Source organism: Microcoleus sp. PH2017_08_TRC_O_A, assembly GCF_020738665.1.
Taxonomy (GTDB): domain Bacteria; phylum Cyanobacteriota; class Cyanobacteriia; order Cyanobacteriales; family Microcoleaceae; genus Microcoleus.
Genome location: NZ_JAEQCE010000018.1, coordinates 22,464 through 42,252 on the forward strand (window position 1 = coordinate 22,464; position 19,789 = coordinate 42,252).

13 protein-coding genes are annotated in these 19,789 nt (G+C 45.7%); 7 read left to right on the plus strand and 6 right to left on the minus strand.

Annotated elements, in window-relative coordinates; genetic code table 11:
* Nucleotides 1–748 precede the first annotated feature (748 nt).
* On the plus strand, nt 749–2,215 hold the full coding sequence (purF, locus tag JGK22_RS07800; protein ID WP_293176406.1) for an amidophosphoribosyltransferase: 1,467 nt from the start codon (nt 749–751) through the stop codon (nt 2,213–2,215).
* Between the two features lie 1,064 nt (nt 2,216–3,279).
* Complete coding sequence (locus JGK22_RS07805) at nt 3,280–4,356, plus strand: DUF3474 domain-containing protein (RefSeq protein ID WP_293176404.1); 1,077 nt, start codon at nt 3,280–3,282, stop codon at nt 4,354–4,356.
* A gap of 139 nt (nt 4,357–4,495) precedes the next feature.
* On the opposite strand, the gene JGK22_RS07810 is transcribed toward JGK22_RS07805, so the two are convergent.
* On the minus strand, nt 4,496–5,860 hold the full coding sequence (locus JGK22_RS07810; protein ID WP_293176402.1) for a calcium-binding protein: 1,365 nt from the start codon (nt 5,858–5,860) through the stop codon (nt 4,496–4,498).
* Between the two features lie 470 nt (nt 5,861–6,330).
* Here JGK22_RS07810 and JGK22_RS07815 point away from each other — a divergent pair, with 470 nt between their 5' ends.
* Complete coding sequence (locus JGK22_RS07815) at nt 6,331–10,008, plus strand: NB-ARC domain-containing protein (RefSeq protein ID WP_293176400.1); 3,678 nt, start codon at nt 6,331–6,333, stop codon at nt 10,006–10,008.
* 5 nt (nt 10,009–10,013) lie between these two features.
* On the opposite strand, the gene JGK22_RS07820 is transcribed toward JGK22_RS07815, so the two are convergent.
* Nucleotides 10,014–10,913, minus strand: coding sequence for a BTAD domain-containing putative transcriptional regulator (locus JGK22_RS07820; protein WP_293195836.1), 900 nt, complete (start codon nt 10,911–10,913; stop codon nt 10,014–10,016).
* A gap of 632 nt (nt 10,914–11,545) precedes the next feature.
* Here JGK22_RS07820 and JGK22_RS07825 point away from each other — a divergent pair.
* Nucleotides 11,546–12,193, plus strand: a complete 648-nt coding sequence (locus JGK22_RS07825) for a calcium-binding protein (RefSeq protein WP_293216887.1) — start codon at nt 11,546–11,548, stop codon at nt 12,191–12,193.
* Between the two features lie 180 nt (nt 12,194–12,373).
* Here JGK22_RS07825 and JGK22_RS07830 read toward each other — a convergent pair whose 3' ends face one another.
* Nucleotides 12,374–12,958, minus strand: a complete 585-nt coding sequence (locus tag JGK22_RS07830; RefSeq protein WP_293216911.1) for a hypothetical protein — start codon at nt 12,956–12,958, stop codon at nt 12,374–12,376.
* Nucleotides 12,959–13,440: 482 nt separating this feature from the next.
* On the minus strand, nt 13,441–13,830 hold the full coding sequence (locus tag JGK22_RS07835) for a DUF1830 domain-containing protein (protein ID WP_293176394.1): 390 nt from the start codon (nt 13,828–13,830) through the stop codon (nt 13,441–13,443).
* 375 nt (nt 13,831–14,205) lie between these two features.
* Between JGK22_RS07835 and JGK22_RS07840 the strand changes: the two genes are divergently transcribed.
* The 3 genes from JGK22_RS07840 to JGK22_RS07850 all read left to right on the plus strand — a co-directional run bounded on the left by JGK22_RS07840 (nt 14,206) and on the right by JGK22_RS07850 (nt 17,595).
* Nucleotides 14,206–15,786, plus strand: a complete 1,581-nt coding sequence (locus JGK22_RS07840) for a photosystem II high light acclimation radical SAM protein (RefSeq protein WP_293312654.1) — start codon at nt 14,206–14,208, stop codon at nt 15,784–15,786.
* 232 nt (nt 15,787–16,018) lie between these two features.
* Nucleotides 16,019–16,924 (plus strand): Rpn family recombination-promoting nuclease/putative transposase, encoded by a 906-nt coding sequence (locus JGK22_RS07845; protein ID WP_293205874.1) that lies wholly within the window; start codon nt 16,019–16,021, stop codon nt 16,922–16,924.
* 71 nt (nt 16,925–16,995) lie between these two features.
* Complete coding sequence (locus tag JGK22_RS07850) at nt 16,996–17,595, plus strand: hypothetical protein (RefSeq protein ID WP_293176390.1); 600 nt, start codon at nt 16,996–16,998, stop codon at nt 17,593–17,595.
* Between the two features lie 79 nt (nt 17,596–17,674).
* Here JGK22_RS07850 and ruvX read toward each other — a convergent pair whose 3' ends face one another.
* Together ruvX and JGK22_RS07860 are read right to left on the minus strand one after the other, a co-directional pair.
* Nucleotides 17,675–18,085 carry a Holliday junction resolvase RuvX gene (gene ruvX / locus JGK22_RS07855; protein ID WP_293176388.1) on the minus strand — a complete coding sequence of 137 codons (411 nt, stop codon included), beginning with the start codon at nt 18,083–18,085 and terminating at the stop codon, nt 17,675–17,677.
* Between the two features lie 484 nt (nt 18,086–18,569).
* Complete coding sequence (locus JGK22_RS07860) at nt 18,570–19,694, minus strand: formylglycine-generating enzyme family protein (protein WP_293176386.1); 1,125 nt, start codon at nt 19,692–19,694, stop codon at nt 18,570–18,572.
* Nucleotides 19,695–19,789 lie beyond the last annotated feature (95 nt).

Consider the following 19,789-nt stretch of genomic DNA (forward strand, 5'->3'; position numbering starts at 1 on the left):
CGTAGGGTGCGTCGCTATCAACAATCTACAAATCAAATCGACAATCTCGCAGCGACGCACCACATAATAGCAAGTGCATGGACTTAATCCGTAGGGTGCGTCGCATCGAAAATCTGCAATTTCGATCGACAATCTCGCAGCGACGCACCACACAATAGTAAGGTGCATCGCCATCTACAATCTGCAAGTTTCATCAAGAATCTCGCAGCGACGCACCCTACCAATTAGACTGAAAAATTTATCTGCTCTGTGCTATTGACATAACTTGTCGTGTCAAAAATGATTTATATGGCCGCACAGATTCCCATGATGATATAGTATGTCAATCTCACACAAAAGTCAAGAGCGATCGCCATTAAATGCTAATATTTCAAACAGCCCGTGAAGCGTAGCTATCCCGTAGGAAATCGCCCTCGATATCTTAATCTTTGAAAAAGACCTATTTTCCCTACAAAATCTATCGATTTGCGAATCCCGAATTACTTATGCGGGTTTTCCCCCCGTTAGCGAAGCCCTCGAAGAGGATCGCCCCCCGTGAATAAACGCTACTATCAGAGATATGGGCGATCGATATTACAATCCCCTTAAACGCCCCACATCCCCAGCCAGAATGCCAAACAACTTGAAATTAATGTTCGATCCGTGGCAATATTAAGGAATTATTAAGTTATGCGACGCGATCGCAAACAAAACTTCCCGCTGAAACTTTCCCGCTAACCCACCGTTCCCATTAGGAGCCCACCCATCTATGATTCCCAACCATTCCTTCGAGGCTGACGAGCATTCTAGCAAACCAGACAAGCCCGAGGAAGCTTGCGGCGTTTTCGGTATCTACGCACCGGGTGAAGATGTCGCCAAGTTGACCTACTTCGGCTTGTATGCTTTGCAGCACCGAGGTCAGGAATCCGCCGGAATTGCTACTTTTGATGGTGAAACAGTCCACCTGCACAAGGAGATGGGACTGGTTTCCCAAGTCTTCAACGAATCGAATTTAGGTCATTTGCCCGGTAACTTAGCCGTAGGGCACACTCGCTACTCTACTACCGGCTCGTCCCGCGTGGTCAACGCTCAGCCTGTGGTTGTCGAAACTCGCTTGGGAAGTCTGGCTCTAGCACATAACGGGAATCTTGTCAATACTAAAGAATTGCGGGAAGAATTGCTGTCTCGGAAGTGCGAGTTTGTCAGCACGACGGATTCAGAGGCGATCGCAGTGGCGATCGGTTGGGAGGTAGACCAGGGCAAAGACTGGCTGGAAGCTGCGATCAGTGCCTTTGCTATGTGCCAAGGAGCCTTTAGTTTGACGATCGCCACCCCCCAAGGCGTCATGGGAGTCCGCGACCCCCACGGCGTCCGCCCGCTGGTAATTGGCACCCTCCCCACAACTCCGCAACGGTACGTTTTAGCATCGGAAACCTGCGGATTAGATATTATCGGTGCTGAATTTTTGCGGGACGTAGAACCGGGAGAATTAGTTTGGATTACAGAGGAAGGTATGGCTTCTTTCCACTGGAGTCAGCAGCAAAAACGCAAACTTTGCGTCTTTGAAATGATCTATTTTGCTCGACCAGACAGCATTATGGAAGGTGAAAATTTATATACCTACCGACTGCGGATCGGGCGGAGGTTGGCAGTCGAATCTCCGATTGATGCTGATATAGTCATCGGTGTTCCCGATTCTGGAATCCCAGCGGCGATCGGCTTTTCTCAAGCTTCCGGCATTCCTTACGCCGAAGGATTGATTAAAAATCGCTACGTCGGACGCACTTTTATTCAACCGACTCAGACAATGCGCGAGTCAGGAATCCGCATGAAACTCAACCCTCTCAAAGATGTGTTGGAAGGAAAGCGGGTCATTATTATCGACGATTCTATCGTCCGCGGCACTACCAGCCGCAAAATTGTCAAAGCCTTGCGGGATGCGGGCGCCACCGAAGTTCACATGAGAATTTCTTCGCCCCCGGTGACTCATCCTTGTTTTTACGGCATCGACACCGACAATCAAGATCAGTTGATTGCTGCTACCAAATCCGTCGCCGAAATTGGCGTTCAAATTGGGGTGGATTCCTTGGCTTTCTTGAGCCGGGAAGGAATGCTGAGTGCGACTAACGAAGACACGAAAAGTTTTTGTTCGGCGTGTTTCACCGGCGATTATCCGATCGAGATTCCGGAAATGGTCAAACGGGCGAAGCTCTTATTAGAAAAGGCTGCAACCTAGAAAACCAAACAGCGAGAAAGCGATCGCCAGTCAGTAGATTTTAGATTTTAGATTTTAGATTTTAGATTTTAGATTCACACGGCTCGCACAGTGAATCTGATATCTAAAACTTTAGTCTAAAACTCTGCTGTATTCGCGACGATTGTTTAGCGCTTCTATCCGTTTTTGGGTAAGTAGGTGGGTGTAAATAAATCGGTTCATGTAACAGAACGTAAAGCAACCGTAACCCCTGCGTAGCCGCGTGCCTGCCCGTTGGCGAAGCCGCCCTGAAAGGGCTAGGGCTTATGCTTCGCTTCACTTCGTTTCGCTCTCTTCGGACATACTTGTGTATTTTCATACTCATCTACTTAGCTCGCTTTCCGCGATTTGTCGATTGAAAAAAATTTTCTGGTAAGTCATTGCCAGAGTGTGTGTAGAAATGTTAAATTAACTTAGCTCTAGCAACTCTGGCAGAATTTGTGAACTGTAGGGAGCGATCAGTTGGGTAGAACTCAATAGGCTTGGTTTAAGACAGATCCCCCCTAACCCCCGTTAAAAAGGGGGGACAAGAATCTTCTCAAAGTCCCCCTTCTTAAGGGGGATGCGAGGGGGATCTCCGGGCAATAAACAGTGTTAGCCCAAGCGTATTGAGGTAGAGCTTGATGTGAAACCCAAGACTCCGATTTGAGATTTCGGATTTGAGATTTGTCCTTGAATCTAAAATCGCCAATCTAAAATCGATCGGCTCAACCTACACTCTCGTTGACAATACCTGCTGGAAATGTTGTATGCTACCTGCGAACTGGAGATAGTTTCTCCAGAAAGTGCGATCTCAAATTGAAGTCGCATTTCGTACCAACAACGGACACATAGGATTTTTTCAGATAACAGGGTCGATCGCGCTAAATCTCCCCACACAAATATTCTACAAGCCAACTTGCTTGAGAATCGCGGGCGGGCGATTCATGCGGAACTAAAGAACTTTAGAAACCCTTGCAGAGTAAAAAATATGGCTCCTTGCGGGCTGAAAGTGAAAGTTAAAAGGCGGAATGCGGTTTCTCAAGTCAGCTTAAATCGGAAACTTCGTGCAATTAGATACTGTTCTCAATCAGCCGAGCAATACCAGCTCATCCTCTCGTACAAAAGAGTTACCTTTTACTCTTGGTGATGTCAAAGCAGCCATTCCAGCCCATTGTTTTGAACCCTCGGCTTGGAGATCTCTAGCTTATTTCTTTTTGGATCTTGGAATTATCGCAGGTTTATACGCGATCGCCTACAGCCTAGATTCCTGGTTATTTTATCCAATCTTCTGGTTCATGCAGGGAACCATGTTTTGGGCATTGTTTGTAGTCGGGCACGACTGCGGGCACGGTTCATTTTCTAAGAGCAAATGGCTCAACAACCTGATCGGACACCTTTCCCACGCACCCATTCTCGTACCCTTCCACGGTTGGCGGATCAGCCACAGAACCCACCACGCCAATACAGGCAGCTTGGACAACGATGAAAGCTGGTATCCAGTGTCGGAGAGCAAATACAATCAAATGCCCTGGTACGAGAAGCTGGGACGCTTTTATTTGATGTTATTTGCTTATCCAATTTATCTGTTTCGGCGATCGCCCGATCGGGTAGGTTCTCACTTCATGCCCGGTAGCCCGATTTTCCGTCCTTCCGAAAAAGCGGACGTATTGACGAGTTCCGCATCATTGGTATTGATGGTAGCCTTTTTGGGTGCGTTAACCTATCAATTTGGTTGGCTGTTTTTACTGAAGTTCTACCTAGTTCCCTACGTAATCTTCGTAATGTGGCTGGATTTGGTAACATTCCTGCACCACACAGAAGCCGATATTCCCTGGTATCGCGGAGATGACTGGTATTTCTTGAAAGGTGCGCTATCTACGATCGATCGCGATTACGGAATCATCAATTCCATCCATCACGACATCGGCACCCACGTCGCCCACCACATCTTCTCGACAATGCCGCACTATCACTTGAAGGAAGCCACAGAAGCCATCAAGCCACTGTTGGGCGATTATTATCGCAAATCAACCGATCCCATTTGGAAGAGCTTTATTCGCTCTTACTGGGATTGTCACTTTGTTTCCGATACAGGTTCTGGAGTTTACTACGAATCGCCTAACAGTCGGAAATCGAATTGAGTTAGCAGGTTAATTTAATAGTGGACAATTGACTATTGACAATTGTCCACTGTTTAAAACTCTTCCGACTCAAAAACCCGGTTTTGCAATAAAACCGGGTTTCTTTTATTTACATTTTTTCCAATCCCATACAACTTCCCTACGCCACAATCCGAATATTTGAAGCACTCAGCAGAGGAGCACCACCCGCTACGTTTCCAGGATTGAGATCCGCAATAAAACCGCCCTCTGCATCTCCGCCAACTAGGATAGAACCGTTGCGGTTAAAAGACAAATCGCCACTTACACGATTGTAAGTAATTTTGGCATTGCTTGAAAACTGTTCGATGAAACTATCTACAACTTCAAATTCCGAACTGAGTAACGTTCCACCAGCAGCAGTGATAAGAGTATCGAAAGTCTTTTTGGATAGAACGAATTTGTCGGAACTAACGCTGAAAGAAGTGACAGTATCAAGGCCAACATCGGAAGCAATAAATGCTCGACCAGTTTCGTAAAGGAATCGATCGGCACCAGCACCGCCAGTGAGCAAATCGTTACCAGATCCACCATTGAGAGTGTCATCGCCGCTGCCACCGGTGAGAGTGTCATTGGCACCTTCTCCATCCAAAAAGTCATTGCCACTGCCACCAATGAGGACGTTACTGCCAATTCCACCATCGAGGGTAACAGATCCTAAGGTAAAAGCTGAAGCATCAATGTTGCCGGGAATATTGTTACTTTGGAAGACAAACAGTTCAGCATTCTCAATTCCATTCAGGCTATCAACCCCCTCACCCGTCACGCTGGTGTTAGTCAGCACGATGTTACTTCCAACAGCATTCACCTTGACTCGATCGATTCCAGCACCACCATTGATGACATCATTACCAGCACCACCGTTGAGGATGTCATCGCCATTGTTACCATTGAGAATGTCAATGCCATCACCACCATTGAGAGTATCATTGCCATCAAGACCGTTAATTGTATCATCCCCTGCTAAGCCACTCAAACTGTTATTAGCGGCATTACCGAGAATGCTATTCCCAAGGGCATTGCCAGTGCCGTTGATGTTAGCAGTTCCCACCAAAGTCAATCTTTCGATGTTGTTTGGTAGAGTGAAGCTGATAGGAGAATTAACGATGTCATTGCCTTCATTAGCCTGCTCGATAAAGGTGGCATTAAGTGAGCCGACACTGTAGGTATCGTTTCCGGGGCCGCCAGCGATAGTATCTGCACCTAAGCCTCCGTTAAGTACATCGTCGCCCGCACCACCATTGAGGCTGTCATTGCCCGTGCCTCCAAAAATATCCCCAACGAGAACGTCATTGCCTCCTCCACCGATCAGGGTGTCATTGCCAACTGCACCCAGAAGTTGGTCATTGCCCAATCCACCGAGGAGGGAATCATCGCCACCGTTACCATTGACAGTATCATCGCCTGCGAGGGCATCGATGAAGTTATTCGCTGCATCACCAAGAATTAAGTCGTTACCAGGGGTTGGGTTTCCGATAATCGCCATGATTTTGTTTCTCCTTATTTGTTTAGGTTTGAATGTTTCTCTTTTGTTACAAACTCAAGAAAATCATCCAAATGAATGATTGACAATTGAGCGACTCTTGCTGCGTACAATGCAAGTTTTGTTTCGCTCTAGACCCAAGTTAAGCAATCAGCTTTGATATGACGACAAGAAAAGGCCGTAAAAAGTCAGGAATAAATAGTCTGAAAAAGTCAGTACGATTAAGATTGGCAAGTTCGATGACCATTGTTCGTCCGCTGGCGGGCGATAAATGTTGAGATCGCTATTTTTGTAAAAACATAGAAAAATCTTGTTAAAGTAAGAGGACTCAGATTTTGCATCCACAGACTAGGCAGGCGAGATACTTACCTGCAAGAGGTTAATTTTTCTTGTGAGATGGGCTGGAAAACTTATCTCACGTAAAATAAGAAAAGCAAGATATCAGAAGACTAATTTAGGAGTGCTGTAAAGCCATGACTGTGGAAGAAGCACTGAAAATTTTAGATAGTGCGATCGCGCCAACTTCTCTGAGCAACATCCAAGAGATCGTATTTCGCCAATCTTGGGAAGGGCTATCTTATTTAGATATTGCTGGTAGCGCTGGCTATGATGCTAGTTATATAAAAGATGTGGGTTACAAGTTATGGCAACTACTCAGTCAAGCACTTGGAGAAAAGGTTACTAAAAGCAATCTTCAAGCAGTAATAGGGCGGCGAGCGCGTCAGGTATCCGTAGAATCATCCAGCACAGAGATACAAAAAATACAGCCACTGCAACAGCAAATTCAACAACAAGAATTTTCTACACACCGCCACTGGGGAGAAATCGTTGATGTCTCCGCATTCTACGGCCGAAATCAGGAATTAGCGCGACTGCAACAATGGATTGTGAGCGACTCCTGCCGTTTGGTTGCCTTGATTGGAATGGGTGGAATTGGCAAAACGTCACTGGCTGCAAAACTCGCGATCGCACTTCAAAATAACTTTGACTTCCTGATCTGGCAATCCTTACGCAACGCGCCACCAATTGAAGATGTATTGTTAAATTTGATTCAAATCCTTTCTGGGCAGCAAGAAACTGCACTCCCGACATCGCTGTCGGCTCAAATTTCTCAATTAATGGGATATTTACGTGCCTCACGCTGTCTTTTAATCCTGGATAACCTTGAGGCAATTCTCGGCAGTAATGATGGCGCAAAGTCCCCCGCAAATTTATCCAGCCCAGAAGCACAAAGACAGGCAGGATGCCTGCCAAACCAGAGTTTTCCCACAGGTATAGTAGAACAATATCGAGAAGGTTACGAGGGATATGGGGAACTTCTGACACGAGTGGGAAGCGAAGGGCATTCCAGTTGTCTGCTATTAACAAGTCGGGAAAAACCCACAACTTTGATGCCGTTGGAAGGCGAAAACTCACCTGTGCGAACCTTACCCTTAATAGGCTTAAGTTCCGAGGAAGTGCAAAATATTTTACAAGCCAATGGGTGTTTTTCCACAACAGAAACAGATTGGGTAAATTTAACTCAACATTATTGCGGAAATCCCCTAGCGCTCAAAATTGTCTCCACAACCGTGCGAGATTTATTTGATGGCAATATTACCAACTTTTTGGAGCATGGAGCGATCGCGTTTGGAGATATCAATATTCTGCTCGACGGGCAATTTCGTCGTTTGTCAGACTTGGAAAAGCAGATCGTGTATTGGCTGGCGATCGATCGAGAATGGATAACGCTTGCCGAGTTACGGGCGGATTTTGTTTCCCTCCCTTCACAATCTAAACTGCTGGATGCTTTGTTGTCGCTAAGAGGGCGATCGCTGATCGAAAAAAATGCCGGACAATTCACCTTGCAACCTGTGGTGATGGAGTACGTTACCGAACAGTTGATCGAGCGGTTCGAGCGGGAAATTCAGTCGCAGAATCTAGATTTATTCATAACCCACGCCCTGATTAAAGCCGAGGCTAAAGATTACGTCAGAGAAAGCCAAACTCGCTTAATTTTAGCACCGTTTGCCGAACGACTAATCGGCGAATACCGCTCTAATAAAGAGGTCGAATATCAACTAAATCAGGTTTTGTTTCGGATGCGATCGCAATTTCCTAACTCAGTGGGATATGCGGGTGGCAATTTGATTAACCTGTTACTTCAATTAAAAATAAATTTAAGCGACTATGATTTCTCGTACTTGAGTATCTGGCAAGCTTATCTGATTGGTACCAACTTGCATCGAGTGAACTTTGCCAATTCCGATCTATCTAAATCCGTTTTTACCAGCAATTCAAATGGGGCTGTATCTGTTGCCTTTAGCTCCGATGGTAATTTTTTGGCAGTCGGCAATGCGGATGGTAAGATTCGAGTCTGCCGCACCCAAGATTATCGAGATTTTCTCACCTGTGAAGGACACACCAGTTGGATTGCTCGTGTTGCTTTCAGTCCGAACAATCAAACTTTAGCAAGTGCCTCTTTTGACCATACCGTCAAGTTATGGGATTTGGCTACTGGTGAGTGTATTCAAACATTAAGAGAGCATACCGGATGGGCGGATTCTGTTGTATTTAGTCCAGACGGTCGAACCTTAGCTAGTGGTAGTTGGGACTGCACAATTAAGTTGTGGGATGTGGCAACGGGTGAATGTTTAAAGACGCTTCAGGGACATACCAATTTTGTAACATCGGTGATTTTTAGTCCCGAAGGTAAACTTTTGGCGACTTGTAGTTACGACAAAACTATAAAATTGTGGCTGCTTGAAACAGGGGAAATTATTAACACATTGCAAGGGCATACACACATCATTCGGTCGATTGCTTTTAGTCCAGATAATCAAACTCTGGTCAGTGGCAGTTGGGATGGTACTGTTCGCTTGTGGGAGATTTCTACAGGACAATGTTTAAAGATTTTGCGGGGACATACCGATCCTGTTGCAGGAGTCGCGTTTAGTCCCGATGGTTGCGCGATCGCTAGTGCCAGTTATGATTGCACGGTTCGACTCTGGGATGTTGCGACTGGACTGTGTTTCAAAATTATGCAGAAACACTGCGGTTGGATCTGGTCGATCGCATTTCACCCGCAAGGTCATACTCTAGCAAGTGGTAGCTTAGATTGCACCGTCACGCTCTGGAATCGGGAAACAGGAGAATCATTCAGGACGCTGCACGGCTACAGCGCTGGGATTAAATCGCTTGCTTTTAGTCCAGATGGACAGTTATTAGCCAGCGGTAGCGATGACACAACACTCAAATTATGGGATGTCCAATCTGGTGAGTGCAGCAAAACACTGCAAGGACATACAAATTGGGTTTGGTGGGTTGCCTTCAGTCCAGATGGTCAAATGCTTGCTAGCAGCAGTAATCGTGGCATTATCCGCTTGTGGGATGTCGCTACAGGTCAATTGCTGCGGGTAATGCAGGGGAGTACAAGCATTCCGAATGTCGTGTTTGCCATTAGCTTCAGTCCAGACGGTCGCACATTGGCAAGTAGCGATAATGCTCATACTCTCCGATTGTGGAACGTTCAGACTGGTGAATGCTGCCAAATTCTGTCAGATAATTGTCGTGCTTGGTCAGTTGCTTTCAGTCCAGATGGCACAATTTTAGCCAGTGGCAGCGATGATAGACTGGTGAGATTGTGGGATGTGCGTTCTGGGGAATGTTTCAAAACCCTTTCAGGTCATACCAGTTTGCTGTTTTCGGTTGCTTTTAGCCCAGATGGAAAGATTCTAGCAAGTAGCGGTGACGACAAAACGGTAAAACTGTGGGATGTTGAGTCTGGAGAATGTCTGAAAACCTTGCAAGGTCACGCAGCTTTAGTTTGGTGCGTGCGGTTTAGTTTAGATGGGCGAATTTTGGTCAGCGGCAGTCACGATAAAACAATTAAGTTGTGGGATGTGTGCTCCGGGGAATGTGTTAAAACCATCCAGAACTATACATCTGAAGTTTGGGCGATCGCAATTTCTCCCGATGGTAAGACCATAGCCAGCGGCAGCGCCGATGGAGCTATTAATCTGTGGGAAATGGAGACGGCAGAATCTGTTGGAAATATGCGATCGCCCAGGATTTATGAAGGCATGAATATTGCAGGTGTCACGGGTATAACCGATGCTCAAAAATCAACACTCAAGGCGCTCGGAGCAGTGGAAATTGCGAATAGTTATTAGTTATATCATGTCTGCCGTCCGCACTGTCCCACTACCGCTAAGGATTCTCGAACCGAGTGCTGAGAAACCGCAGAGATGGATAGTAGATTCACCCGATCGAAATCTGCACTCGCCCGGTCAGGAAATATGCCCGATCGAATCGCTTCCCATAACTCGATCGTTGCGGGTTCTGGTTCGGTGGCTAATTCTTGTTCTAGAATCTGACAGCAGCGATCGTACTGCTTCAAAGCAGCCGTGCGCCGCCCGCACTGTGCCAAAATCCGTATCAAACATTGATGGGCTGATTCATTCCAGGGTTCTAGTTGAAGCTGCCGTTGAACGTAATGTTGTGCTTTTTGATAGTTATGCTGGTGTTCGTAGTGTGTGACAAGTGCCATACAGGCGTTGACCACAAATTCGTGGAATCGTTGGCGATTCAGCATCACCCATGCTTCAAAAGCTTCGCTATCTGGAAGTTGAATGCGATCGAGAAACGCTCCCCGATACAAAGCAACTGCTTGTTCTAAATCAGACACGCATTCTGGATCGAGTTCACCACCGGCATAGGAATGTTCGCTGTGACCATCAAGCAATTGAGTTAATATAGCGACATCAGACGTATGCTCGCCCGCAGGATTAAACTGAATCGTATTGCGCGTGGTGAGAAATAGCGGTGAGTGAACCGTCGAATCTGCTAGCAGATGGCGGAGCGTGCATAAGGCTTTGCGAAGATTGCTGCGAGCGTTTGACTCGCACCGATCTGACCACAACAGCGCAGCCAGAGAATCGCGGTGATGGGGATAGCTTGATTCGATCGCTAAATAAGCAAACAGCGCCCGCACTTTCTCATAGGGGAAATTCAGGATTGGCTGCCCGTTCACCATTACTTGCATTTGTCCGAGCAATGCTAACGCTAATCGAGTCATAATATTGTGCCTCTTACAAAAACTTAATTGAGTGAATAGTGTGTGATTTGGGTCAATTCCCAGAACTTAAATTGTGCGTTTGAGTCAGTTATCTTTGCTGGAGATACCAATTCTAAAAACTCTTGCTACACTCTGCATCCTTGGCTTGATTTCAGGCAATCAACCTACTCTTTTTACTGTTGCATGAGTTTTAGGGAATAGTATTAGTATCAGCGGGTTTGTTTGACCTGATAAACCCAAGTTAAACCAATGCACTGACAATGCCAGCCATAAAAAGTCATAAAAAGTCGTATGTATTGATTCAGGAGCAGAGAAAGTACCCACAGGGGTACTCAGGATCGCAAATTAAATAATTTACACAATGAAAGTGGGATGGGCGTCCCGCCCGTCCATAAAGAACGGGCGGGACGCCCATCCCACAAGAATAATAAAGCTTGTAAGTTATTTAATTCTCATTCCTCAGCAAAAAAATTACGGTTATGAAATTGCTGAGCTTTTCCATAGTAGCCAAAACAGTAAAGCCAGAAAATTTTACCAATTCACGATCGATTCACGCTGCTGTGGACGATGCGTAGACGATGCCTTGTTAGGGTCTACACATCACTGGATTAACAACAAACAGGAAACCCAACATGGAAATTATAGGTAACAGCGGCAACAACAATCTAATCGGCTCTTTACAAGCTGATACAATCAGGGGACTTGGAGGAAACGATTTCATTCAAGGTCTTGACGGAGACGATCGCATCTTTGGTGATAACGGTGGTGCAGCCCTGCCGAGCGATGGTAATGACACAATCTTTGCTGGAAACGGAAATGATAACGTCCAGGGTAATGGTGGCAATGACGTACTTTTCGGTGGTACTGGCAACGATCAGTTGAGCGGTGGCCAAGGCAACGATGTCTTGAATGGTGAGGCGGGCTCAGATTTCCTAACGGGGGGATTGGGCAATGACACCTTGAATGGCTTCGGCAATCAATCTGGTTCTCAAGTTGACGATCTTCTTGGTGGAGGTGGTGCAGATACCTATGTGCTTGGCAATTTCTCCACTGCCTTCTACACTGCATCCAACCAATTCGCGCTGATCCGAGGTTTTGCACCGGGTGAGGGCGACAAGATTCAGATTAAGGGCAGTCTGTCTCAGTACACGCTAAGGAAGGATCGTGACCTTCAACTGGGGGGCAGCGCATTTGACACGGAGATTCTGTTAAACGGAAACCGGATTGCTGTTATTCAAGACACGATCAATGTGCCTAATTCCTCGTTCTTTAGCGTTTAGGGATCTGCTCGAAATAAAGGATCCATAATCGAGTCATGCAGGGTGCATGACGCCATATAACACACCAACATATAGCGTTTTATAGAGGCAATCCACTCGTGGTTGCCCCTATTTCTTTGATGGTTGCGTCCAGGACTGACCGATTAGCAATTACCGATTACCAATTATTACTTGAAATTCTTAACTTTTTATGCTAATCGCCGTTGCGATCGTCCACGCATCCACCAACAGCAGCAGCAGCGTACATAAAAGTAAAATAAGATACATCCAAGGTTGAGACAAAGGGCGAACATCTCTAGTATCAATACCCGTTTTCGCTTCCACCAAACGCACTAATTTACCAAATCCAGCCACCCGCATCGGCAACAAATAACCTTCACCCGCATGACTCAAAAAATAGTACACTAAACCTCCTTGACCGGTCGATCGAGGTTTAAGAGCCTTTACCTCAGTCCAAGGAAGATCCCAACCCCTGCGAAACACGCGCGGAAACCAGTTCGGATAGGTAACTTCAATCCCCTCCTCGGTGAGGATTACCCGTTCGCTGAGCACGCCGTAAAGGCCCGCTGCGCCGATCGCAATTGCCACCCAGAGTGCAGCGGGCGGAACGGGTGCTTTCGTTACTTCCGACAGAAACGGTAACGGAATACTCAGGGCGAAGTACAAACTCAACAGCGTGATTCTAATCAGCGGAGAAAGCCGGAATACTGCCGGCTCAAATACTGGGGGGGAAGATGGCGAAAGTGCGATCGGTTCTGCTGACATGGCTGAAATTATAGCAGTGGACAGTGGACAGTTGACAGTTGACAGTTGCAGAACCCGAATCAAATCATTGATGCAGCACGGGTATCGGCTATATTCATGAAGTTTTGAGCCGTAGGGTGCGTCGCCATTAAAAATCCCCAAATAAAAATCGCTCGTCTAATAGCGACGCACCTATACTTTTGAATAGTCGAGCAAACAAACTCAATAATTATGTACCAATACTTGAAAGAAATGGTATAAGGTGCGTCGCCACTCGAAAAGTCGATTAAATGGGAGGGATTGTTGATGGATCCGCACCCTACAAATACTCAGGCAAATATGCAAAACATGACTATATTTGCACTGTTGACTTTCGAGCTAAAATTCTATTCAGAAACTTTGATTTTTAACTGTTGAGTTTTTACCGATTTGCAGGAGTTGGAATCTTGAGTGCCCAGTTATCAATTAACGGACAATTTATAACTCAAAACTCACAACTTATATTAATCAACGGCTGTTAATGCGGGTACTGTCAAAGGTTCTGAGATTTCTCGGGATTTGGGGCGGCCGGCCATCATGGCGCGATCGCCCTGAGCTTTGCCTCGGGATCTGCTAGGATTGACGCTTGAATAAGGGCCTTCGTTAATCTGCAAGCGATCGCAAGGAATTTTATCCGACAAAATTGCACTGGCCATCATCCCGGTGTGAATTTCCAATGCTGCGGCCCGCATCGCTTCAAAGACTAAACGCTGTCCGGGAAACACCACTCGTTCAAAATACCAGTTAGGAATGTTGCAGATGCGAGCAATCTGAATTTGACTCGTGGCGTTGACGTAGCAGCAGAGAATTTTGCTGTCGGCGTCTGAGGGTACTGGGTCAAGAATTTGAGCCATAAATGCTGAGGGGCTTTGCCTAAAAGTTTTAGTTATCTTCTCAGGCTAACATCTTGCGATCCCGGCCTACTGTAAAGCCGACTACCAACTGAATAACAGATGAGAGACCGATCGCACCTCATACTTGTCTTTACCCAAAAAAATACCAAATTTTTGACTTTTTCCGGCGATTTTCGGTCAATATACGCTGTATTTGCTTAAAATTTAACTTTTTTCTGCTGCGATCGCCCATCGACACCCACCAGCTCACCCTTAAGCCTCTTAGCAAAATTTAAGAATATTTAATATTAAATTGCGAAAATTAGATTGAATGTAAAGTTATATTAAAAGAATATAAACATAGTTAAAAAAGTTCCACATTAGGATATGGCAATCATGGAAAGCCGAGAAAACCGAGTTTTGTACGTTCGCCTCCCTTGCAATCCCATTTTCCCGATCGGAGTTGTGTACCTTTCGGATCACGTGCACAAGCTGTTTCCCGATGTCCAACAGCGGATTTTCGACTTAGGCGCGGTGCCCCCGCTGGATTACGCTAAAGGTTTGGATGCGATCGTAGATGAGTTTAGGCCAACGCTGTTAGTTTTCTCTTGGCGGGACATTCAAATTTACGCGCCCGTGGGCGGTAGAGGCGGAAATCCGCTGCAAAATGCCTTCGAGTTTTACTACGCCAAAAATCCCCTAACCAAGTTCCGGGGAGCTCTCGGAGGATTGCGTTTGGCCACGTCTTACTACACCGAACTCTGGCGCAATCTGGGACTGCTTAAGCGCGGATTGAAGCGGGCCCGGAAATACCATCCGGAAGCGCGCGCAGTCGTCGGTGGCGGTGCTGTGAGCGTGTTTTACGAGCAGTTGGGCCGCAGCTTGCCGGCCGGGACTGTGGTTTCGGTGGGCGAAGGCGAGGCTTTGCTGGAGAAGTTGATTAAAGGCGAAGATTTGGCACAGGAAAGGTGTTATGTAGTAGGAGAAACTGTACCGCGCGATCGACTAATTCACGAAAAGCCAGCCAACATCGAGAAAACTGCTTGCAACTATAACTACATCGAGAGCATTTGGCCAGAATTTTCCTATTATCTACAGGATATGGACTTCTACCTCGGAGTCCAAACCAAGCGCGGCTGTCCTCACAATTGCTGTTACTGCATCTATACGGTGATTGAAGGGAAGCAAGTGCGGATCAATCCGGCGGATGAGGTGGTGGCGGAGATGCGCCAATTGTACGATCGAGGTATCCGCAATTTCTGGTTTACCGACGCTCAATTTATCCCGGCGCGCAAATTCATCGATGATGCGATCGAATTATTGCAAAAAATCATCGCCGACGGCATGAGTGACATCCACTGGGCTGCTTACATCCGTGCGGACAATCTCACACCCGAATTGTGCGATTTGATGGTAAAAACGGGAATGAATTACTTTGAAATCGGCATCACCAGCGGTTCCCAAGAACTTGTTCGCAAAATGCGAATGGGCTATAACCTGCGAGTAGTTTTGGAAAATTGCCGCGATTTAAAAGCCGCCGGTTACAACGATGTGGTTTCGGTAAATTACTCATTCAACGTCATTGACGAAACCGTTGAAACCATCCGGCAAACTATTGCTTACCACCGAGAATTAGAGCGGATTTTCGGAGTGGACAAAGTAGAACCTGCGATTTTCTTTATCGGGTTGCAGCCGCACACAATTTTAGAAGAATACGCCTTTAAAAAGGATATTCTGCAACCCGGTTACGATCCGATGAGTTTGATGCCTTGGACAGCGCGCAAACTGCTGTGGAATCCCGAACCTTTGGGCTCGTTTTTCGGACAAATTTGTTTAGAAGCTTGGCAGCGAAATTCCAATGATTTCGGCCGCGAAGTGATGGCGATTTTGGAGGAAAAACTCGGCTGTGCGGATTTGGAAGCAGCTTTGACTGCACCTGTTGAAATCAAAGATAAACAGTTAACTGCTGTTCGTTGATTTCCTGGTTTGTAGTGAGGACTTCAGTCCTTCCAAATTAAGATAAGCCGGACTAAAGTCTTTACGACAAAAAGGTTCGTAGTGAGGACTTTAGTCCTTCAAGAAGGTTCGTAGTGAGGACTTCAGTCCTTCCAAAATTAAAACAAACCGGACTAAAGTCCTTACTACGAACCTAATTTTTTTCACATTGTCAACACTTGGAAAACAGAATCATAAATAGGAGATAAACATCATGACTTTTATCGACCCCAGAACGGATTTTGCATTTAAAAGAATATTTGCTTCCGCAGAAAGTAAACCTATTCTGATTAGCTTTCTCAACGGTCTGATTTATCAAGGCAATCCCACTATTCAAGATTTACAAATGATCGATCCGTATCAAGCCGGAGAAGTTGTGGGATTGAAAGACTCGTATTTAGATGTCAAAGCAACCCTAGATAACGGGACGATCGTGATTATCGAAATGCAAGTTTTGAATGTTAAAGCCTTTGAAAAACGGATTGCCTACAATGCAGCGAAAGCTTACGGAAATCAACTCACGCGGGGCAAGGGCTACTTCAGTTTAGACCCAGTAATTGCCATCACAATTACGGATTTTATTTTGTTTGAAAACACCAATAAAATTATTTCGCGTTTTTCTTTTAAAGAAGAGGAAGAACATTTTGATTATATCTGTCCGACAATGACGCTAATTTTTGTGGAGTTACCAAAATTTAATAAGTCTGTTGATGAGTTAGAATCTCTAGCTGACAAGTGGATTTATTTTATCAGAGAAGCACCGAATTTGGAAATGGTTCCAGAATCGCTGGAAACAACTGCACCGATTCAGCAAGCTTTTGGTATTGCTAATACCGTGAACCTCAGCCGCAAAGAATTAGATCAACTGGAAGCACAGGTCTTTTATCTGCAAGATCAGCAAAGGTCTATAGAAGAAGCCTTAGAAACCGGAGCTCAGCGGGGTCAAATTAATACTGTGATTCGTTTGCTGGAACGAAAGCTGGAAACTTTGGATGAGTCAATTAAATCTAGAATTACACAGTTATCTAGCGATCGAATCGATACTTTGACAGAAGCTGTGCTTGATTTCAATAGCGCGGAAGATTTGGTGAGTTGGTTGCAGGAAATGGGCGATCGATAGTAAAAAGTCAGAGTGCGCCTTGCGTATCTTGTCTATAGCATTTTCAATTTCATAAAGAGCGATCGCACATTATGCCTTACAGTCAATTCACAATTACTAAAGCTAAAAAAGACTTTCAGTTAACTATCGTGGAGGGCACTCGGTTTTTTCCTGAGGTGGAATCAATTAATCCCAGTCCGAGATTGACTAGCGAATTAGAAGATTTGCCTTGGACGATCGCAGTTGGTTCCGAAAAAGCGAGATCGGAAGCCCTTGTCTACCCAGTTTTGCAAGAAGTCCGGCGCTTGATGAACCGCCAAATCAGTTTATTTTCGGGACGGGAATTTAATGTTGACCCCAGTTGCGATCTTACCGGATACGTCGATTTTTTAATTAGCCGATCGCCCGAACAGCTTACCGTTGAAGCACCTGCGATCGTAGTTGTGGAAGCAAAAAAAGCCGATTTGAACGAAGGGATCGGTCAATGTATTGCTGAAATGGTAGCAGCACAGCGCTTTAACGAAGCAGCAGAACACCCGATCGCAACTATCTACGGTTGTATCAGCAGCGGCACTCAATGGCGCTTTCTCAAGCTTTCAGGAACAACTGTGGCGATCGATCTTACCGATTATCCGCTGCTTCCCGTGGAAACCATTTTAGGATTCTTGGTTTGGATGGTTCAACAGACTTAGCTAGATTTCACTTATTCAGTAAAAAATAGGATTTCGCACTAAACCCAAAGTTTTTAGAACTTGCTTAAAAACCTCGCTGTCAACTGTCAAATGTCAACTGCTTGTTTAAATATCTTTCAATTAGGACGATCGCCACAATATCATCTACAGGCCGCGGCGGAGTCCGCATTCCCTGGGGAATCAAGCGAGAAAGTCCCGTCGCAGGGTACATTTCCCAGTAACGATCCTTCGCTTCTAGACTGCTGAACCTCTCGTCAATCTGCACAATTTTTATAAAGGGCGACAAACTCTGCGTCAGTTTTTGTTTCCAACTTTTGGAAGTTGTTTGGTCTCCCATGACTAATAACTCAATTGGAAACTGTTTGCACAGTGATTGAATGGTAGATATTGCTTCGTCGGACAGCACTACTTGATGGTAGCAGATGTTCTTATCTCTACCCATCACGGCGATGCCGCACTTGTCTTTCCCCGGATCGAAACCTAAAATCATATTTATTAGTCCTCATTTAATAAGTTTTTACAGGGGCTTGAGCGCCGGCTAACTCAATCGCCAACTTATATCTAATCTGATACTTGCATTCTTGACTGTCTCAAAATCTTGGCGGGCGATCGTACTTATTTTACTTGACTTTTTTGCAGGATTGACATATTATATCATCATGGGAATCCGTGCGACCATATAATGCCTAAAATCAGAAACCGGGTTTTTGCCACAATCTTTACTTCCCCGTTTTAATTGATATCGTGTCCCATCAATTGACCGCAGCAAGATTCGTTCGTAGTGCGGACTGAAGTCCGCTCAATATTGCGGACTGAAGTCCGCACTACAAACCGTTTTTTGTTATGGTAATCGACCAGACATGATATCAGAAGGCGTATCTGATTCTGGCGGTGCGTCGCTGTGAGATTGTCGATTTGATTTGCAAATTGCAGATGGCGACGCACCCTACTATCTAGAGAGTAGAGAAGAGTCCTCACAGGGAAGACAGGGAGGAAGGGACAGTCAAAGCTACCGCTACACGAAAACCCCTGCACCTGTACGAGTGGCCCGCAGGGATCCAGTCGCGGCGGGCAGCACGGCAATACACCGCATAGTTGTACCACGAACCACCACGCAGCACTCGGCAATTACTTGTTCCAGTTTCCCAAGAACTTCCGTCAATCGGTGCGCCGTCATAGTTAATGTGCCACTTATCGCTGCACCATTCGCAAACCTGACCGTGCATATCATAAAGTCCAAAGGGATTGGGGGGAAAACTCCCCACATCCATTGTTTGTTCGCGGTAACGTCCCGTCGGTGCTGCACCGAAGGGAAAATTCCCATTATAATTAACTAAATCCGTGGTAATTGTCTCGCCAAAATAGAAAGGTGTTGCAGTTCCGGCGCGACAAGCATATTCCCATTCAGATTCCGAAAGTAAGCGATAAATCTTGCCTGTTTTTTCAGAAATTTTCCGGCAGAATGCTACAGCCTTATCCCAGCCTAAAGTTTCTACAGGCAGTTTCTCACCTCTAAAGTGCGATGGGTTATTTCCCATCACTGCTTGCCACTGTGCTTGGGTGATGGGGTATTTTCCTGCATAAAAAGCGGGTACTGTTACTTGATGGTGCGGACTTTCGCGATCGTATATACCTGATTCTGTTGCTGGCGAACCCATCATAAATGTGCCGCCAGGAATGTAAACCATTTCTAGTACAACTCCATTACCTAAGTCTTCTCTGAAGTAATGAGCAAAGGACTTGATGCGACTGTTTTCTTTTCCTTTATCATCGACTGTGATGACATCAAATTCAAATGTAGGGAGATAGTCTTGAAACTGCGGTTTTATCTTTAAGTCATCTCTATCTTTCAGGAGTGAATAGGCAGCAAATTTCACCTGCATTGATTCCTCGCGCAAGGCTTGCACTATCACATCTAAGCCTGCTTCTCCATATTTCAGTGCTTCGGAGAGTGCGGCGATTTTCACTTCGACAATGGGTGAGGCTAAGCGGCTTTTAACACCGGGTATGCCTCCGAGTACCGCGGCATTGACAGGAATTGAATTTTGTCCGCCACGGACAGCATCGTATTCTCTGGGTTCATTTTGATTCTCTGACATTACACCGCACTGTCCTGCATTTTAATTGAGTAAAATTTTGTTTTGTGATGTCAATATCTCAGGGATCGATTCTTAATTTCTCTCTTTGACCTTTT

Excerpts from the sequence above, each read along its gene's own strand:
- purF (WP_293176406.1), top strand. The coding sequence starts at position 749 with ATGATTCCCAACCATTCCTTCGAGGCTGACGAGCATTCTAGCAAACCA.
- JGK22_RS07840 (WP_293312654.1), top strand. The coding sequence starts at position 14,206 with ATGGAAAGCCGAGAAAACCGAGTTTTGTACGTTCGCCTCCCTTGCAAT.
- JGK22_RS07820 (WP_293195836.1), bottom strand. The coding sequence starts at position 10,913 with ATGACTCGATTAGCGTTAGCATTGCTCGGACAAATGCAAGTAATGGTG.
- JGK22_RS07810 (WP_293176402.1), bottom strand. The coding sequence starts at position 5,860 with ATGGCGATTATCGGAAACCCAACCCCTGGTAACGACTTAATTCTTGGT.
- JGK22_RS07860 (WP_293176386.1), bottom strand. The coding sequence starts at position 19,694 with ATGTCAGAGAATCAAAATGAACCCAGAGAATACGATGCTGTCCGTGGC.
- JGK22_RS07825 (WP_293216887.1), top strand. The coding sequence starts at position 11,546 with ATGGAAATTATAGGTAACAGCGGCAACAACAATCTAATCGGCTCTTTA.
- JGK22_RS07835 (WP_293176394.1), bottom strand. The coding sequence starts at position 13,830 with ATGGCTCAAATTCTTGACCCAGTACCCTCAGACGCCGACAGCAAAATT.
- ruvX (WP_293176388.1), bottom strand. The coding sequence starts at position 18,085 with ATGATTTTAGGTTTCGATCCGGGGAAAGACAAGTGCGGCATCGCCGTG.
- JGK22_RS07815 (WP_293176400.1), top strand. The coding sequence starts at position 6,331 with ATGACTGTGGAAGAAGCACTGAAAATTTTAGATAGTGCGATCGCGCCA.
- JGK22_RS07830 (WP_293216911.1), bottom strand. The coding sequence starts at position 12,958 with ATGTCAGCAGAACCGATCGCACTTTCGCCATCTTCCCCCCCAGTATTT.
- JGK22_RS07850 (WP_293176390.1), top strand. The coding sequence starts at position 16,996 with ATGCCTTACAGTCAATTCACAATTACTAAAGCTAAAAAAGACTTTCAG.
- JGK22_RS07845 (WP_293205874.1), top strand. The coding sequence starts at position 16,019 with ATGACTTTTATCGACCCCAGAACGGATTTTGCATTTAAAAGAATATTT.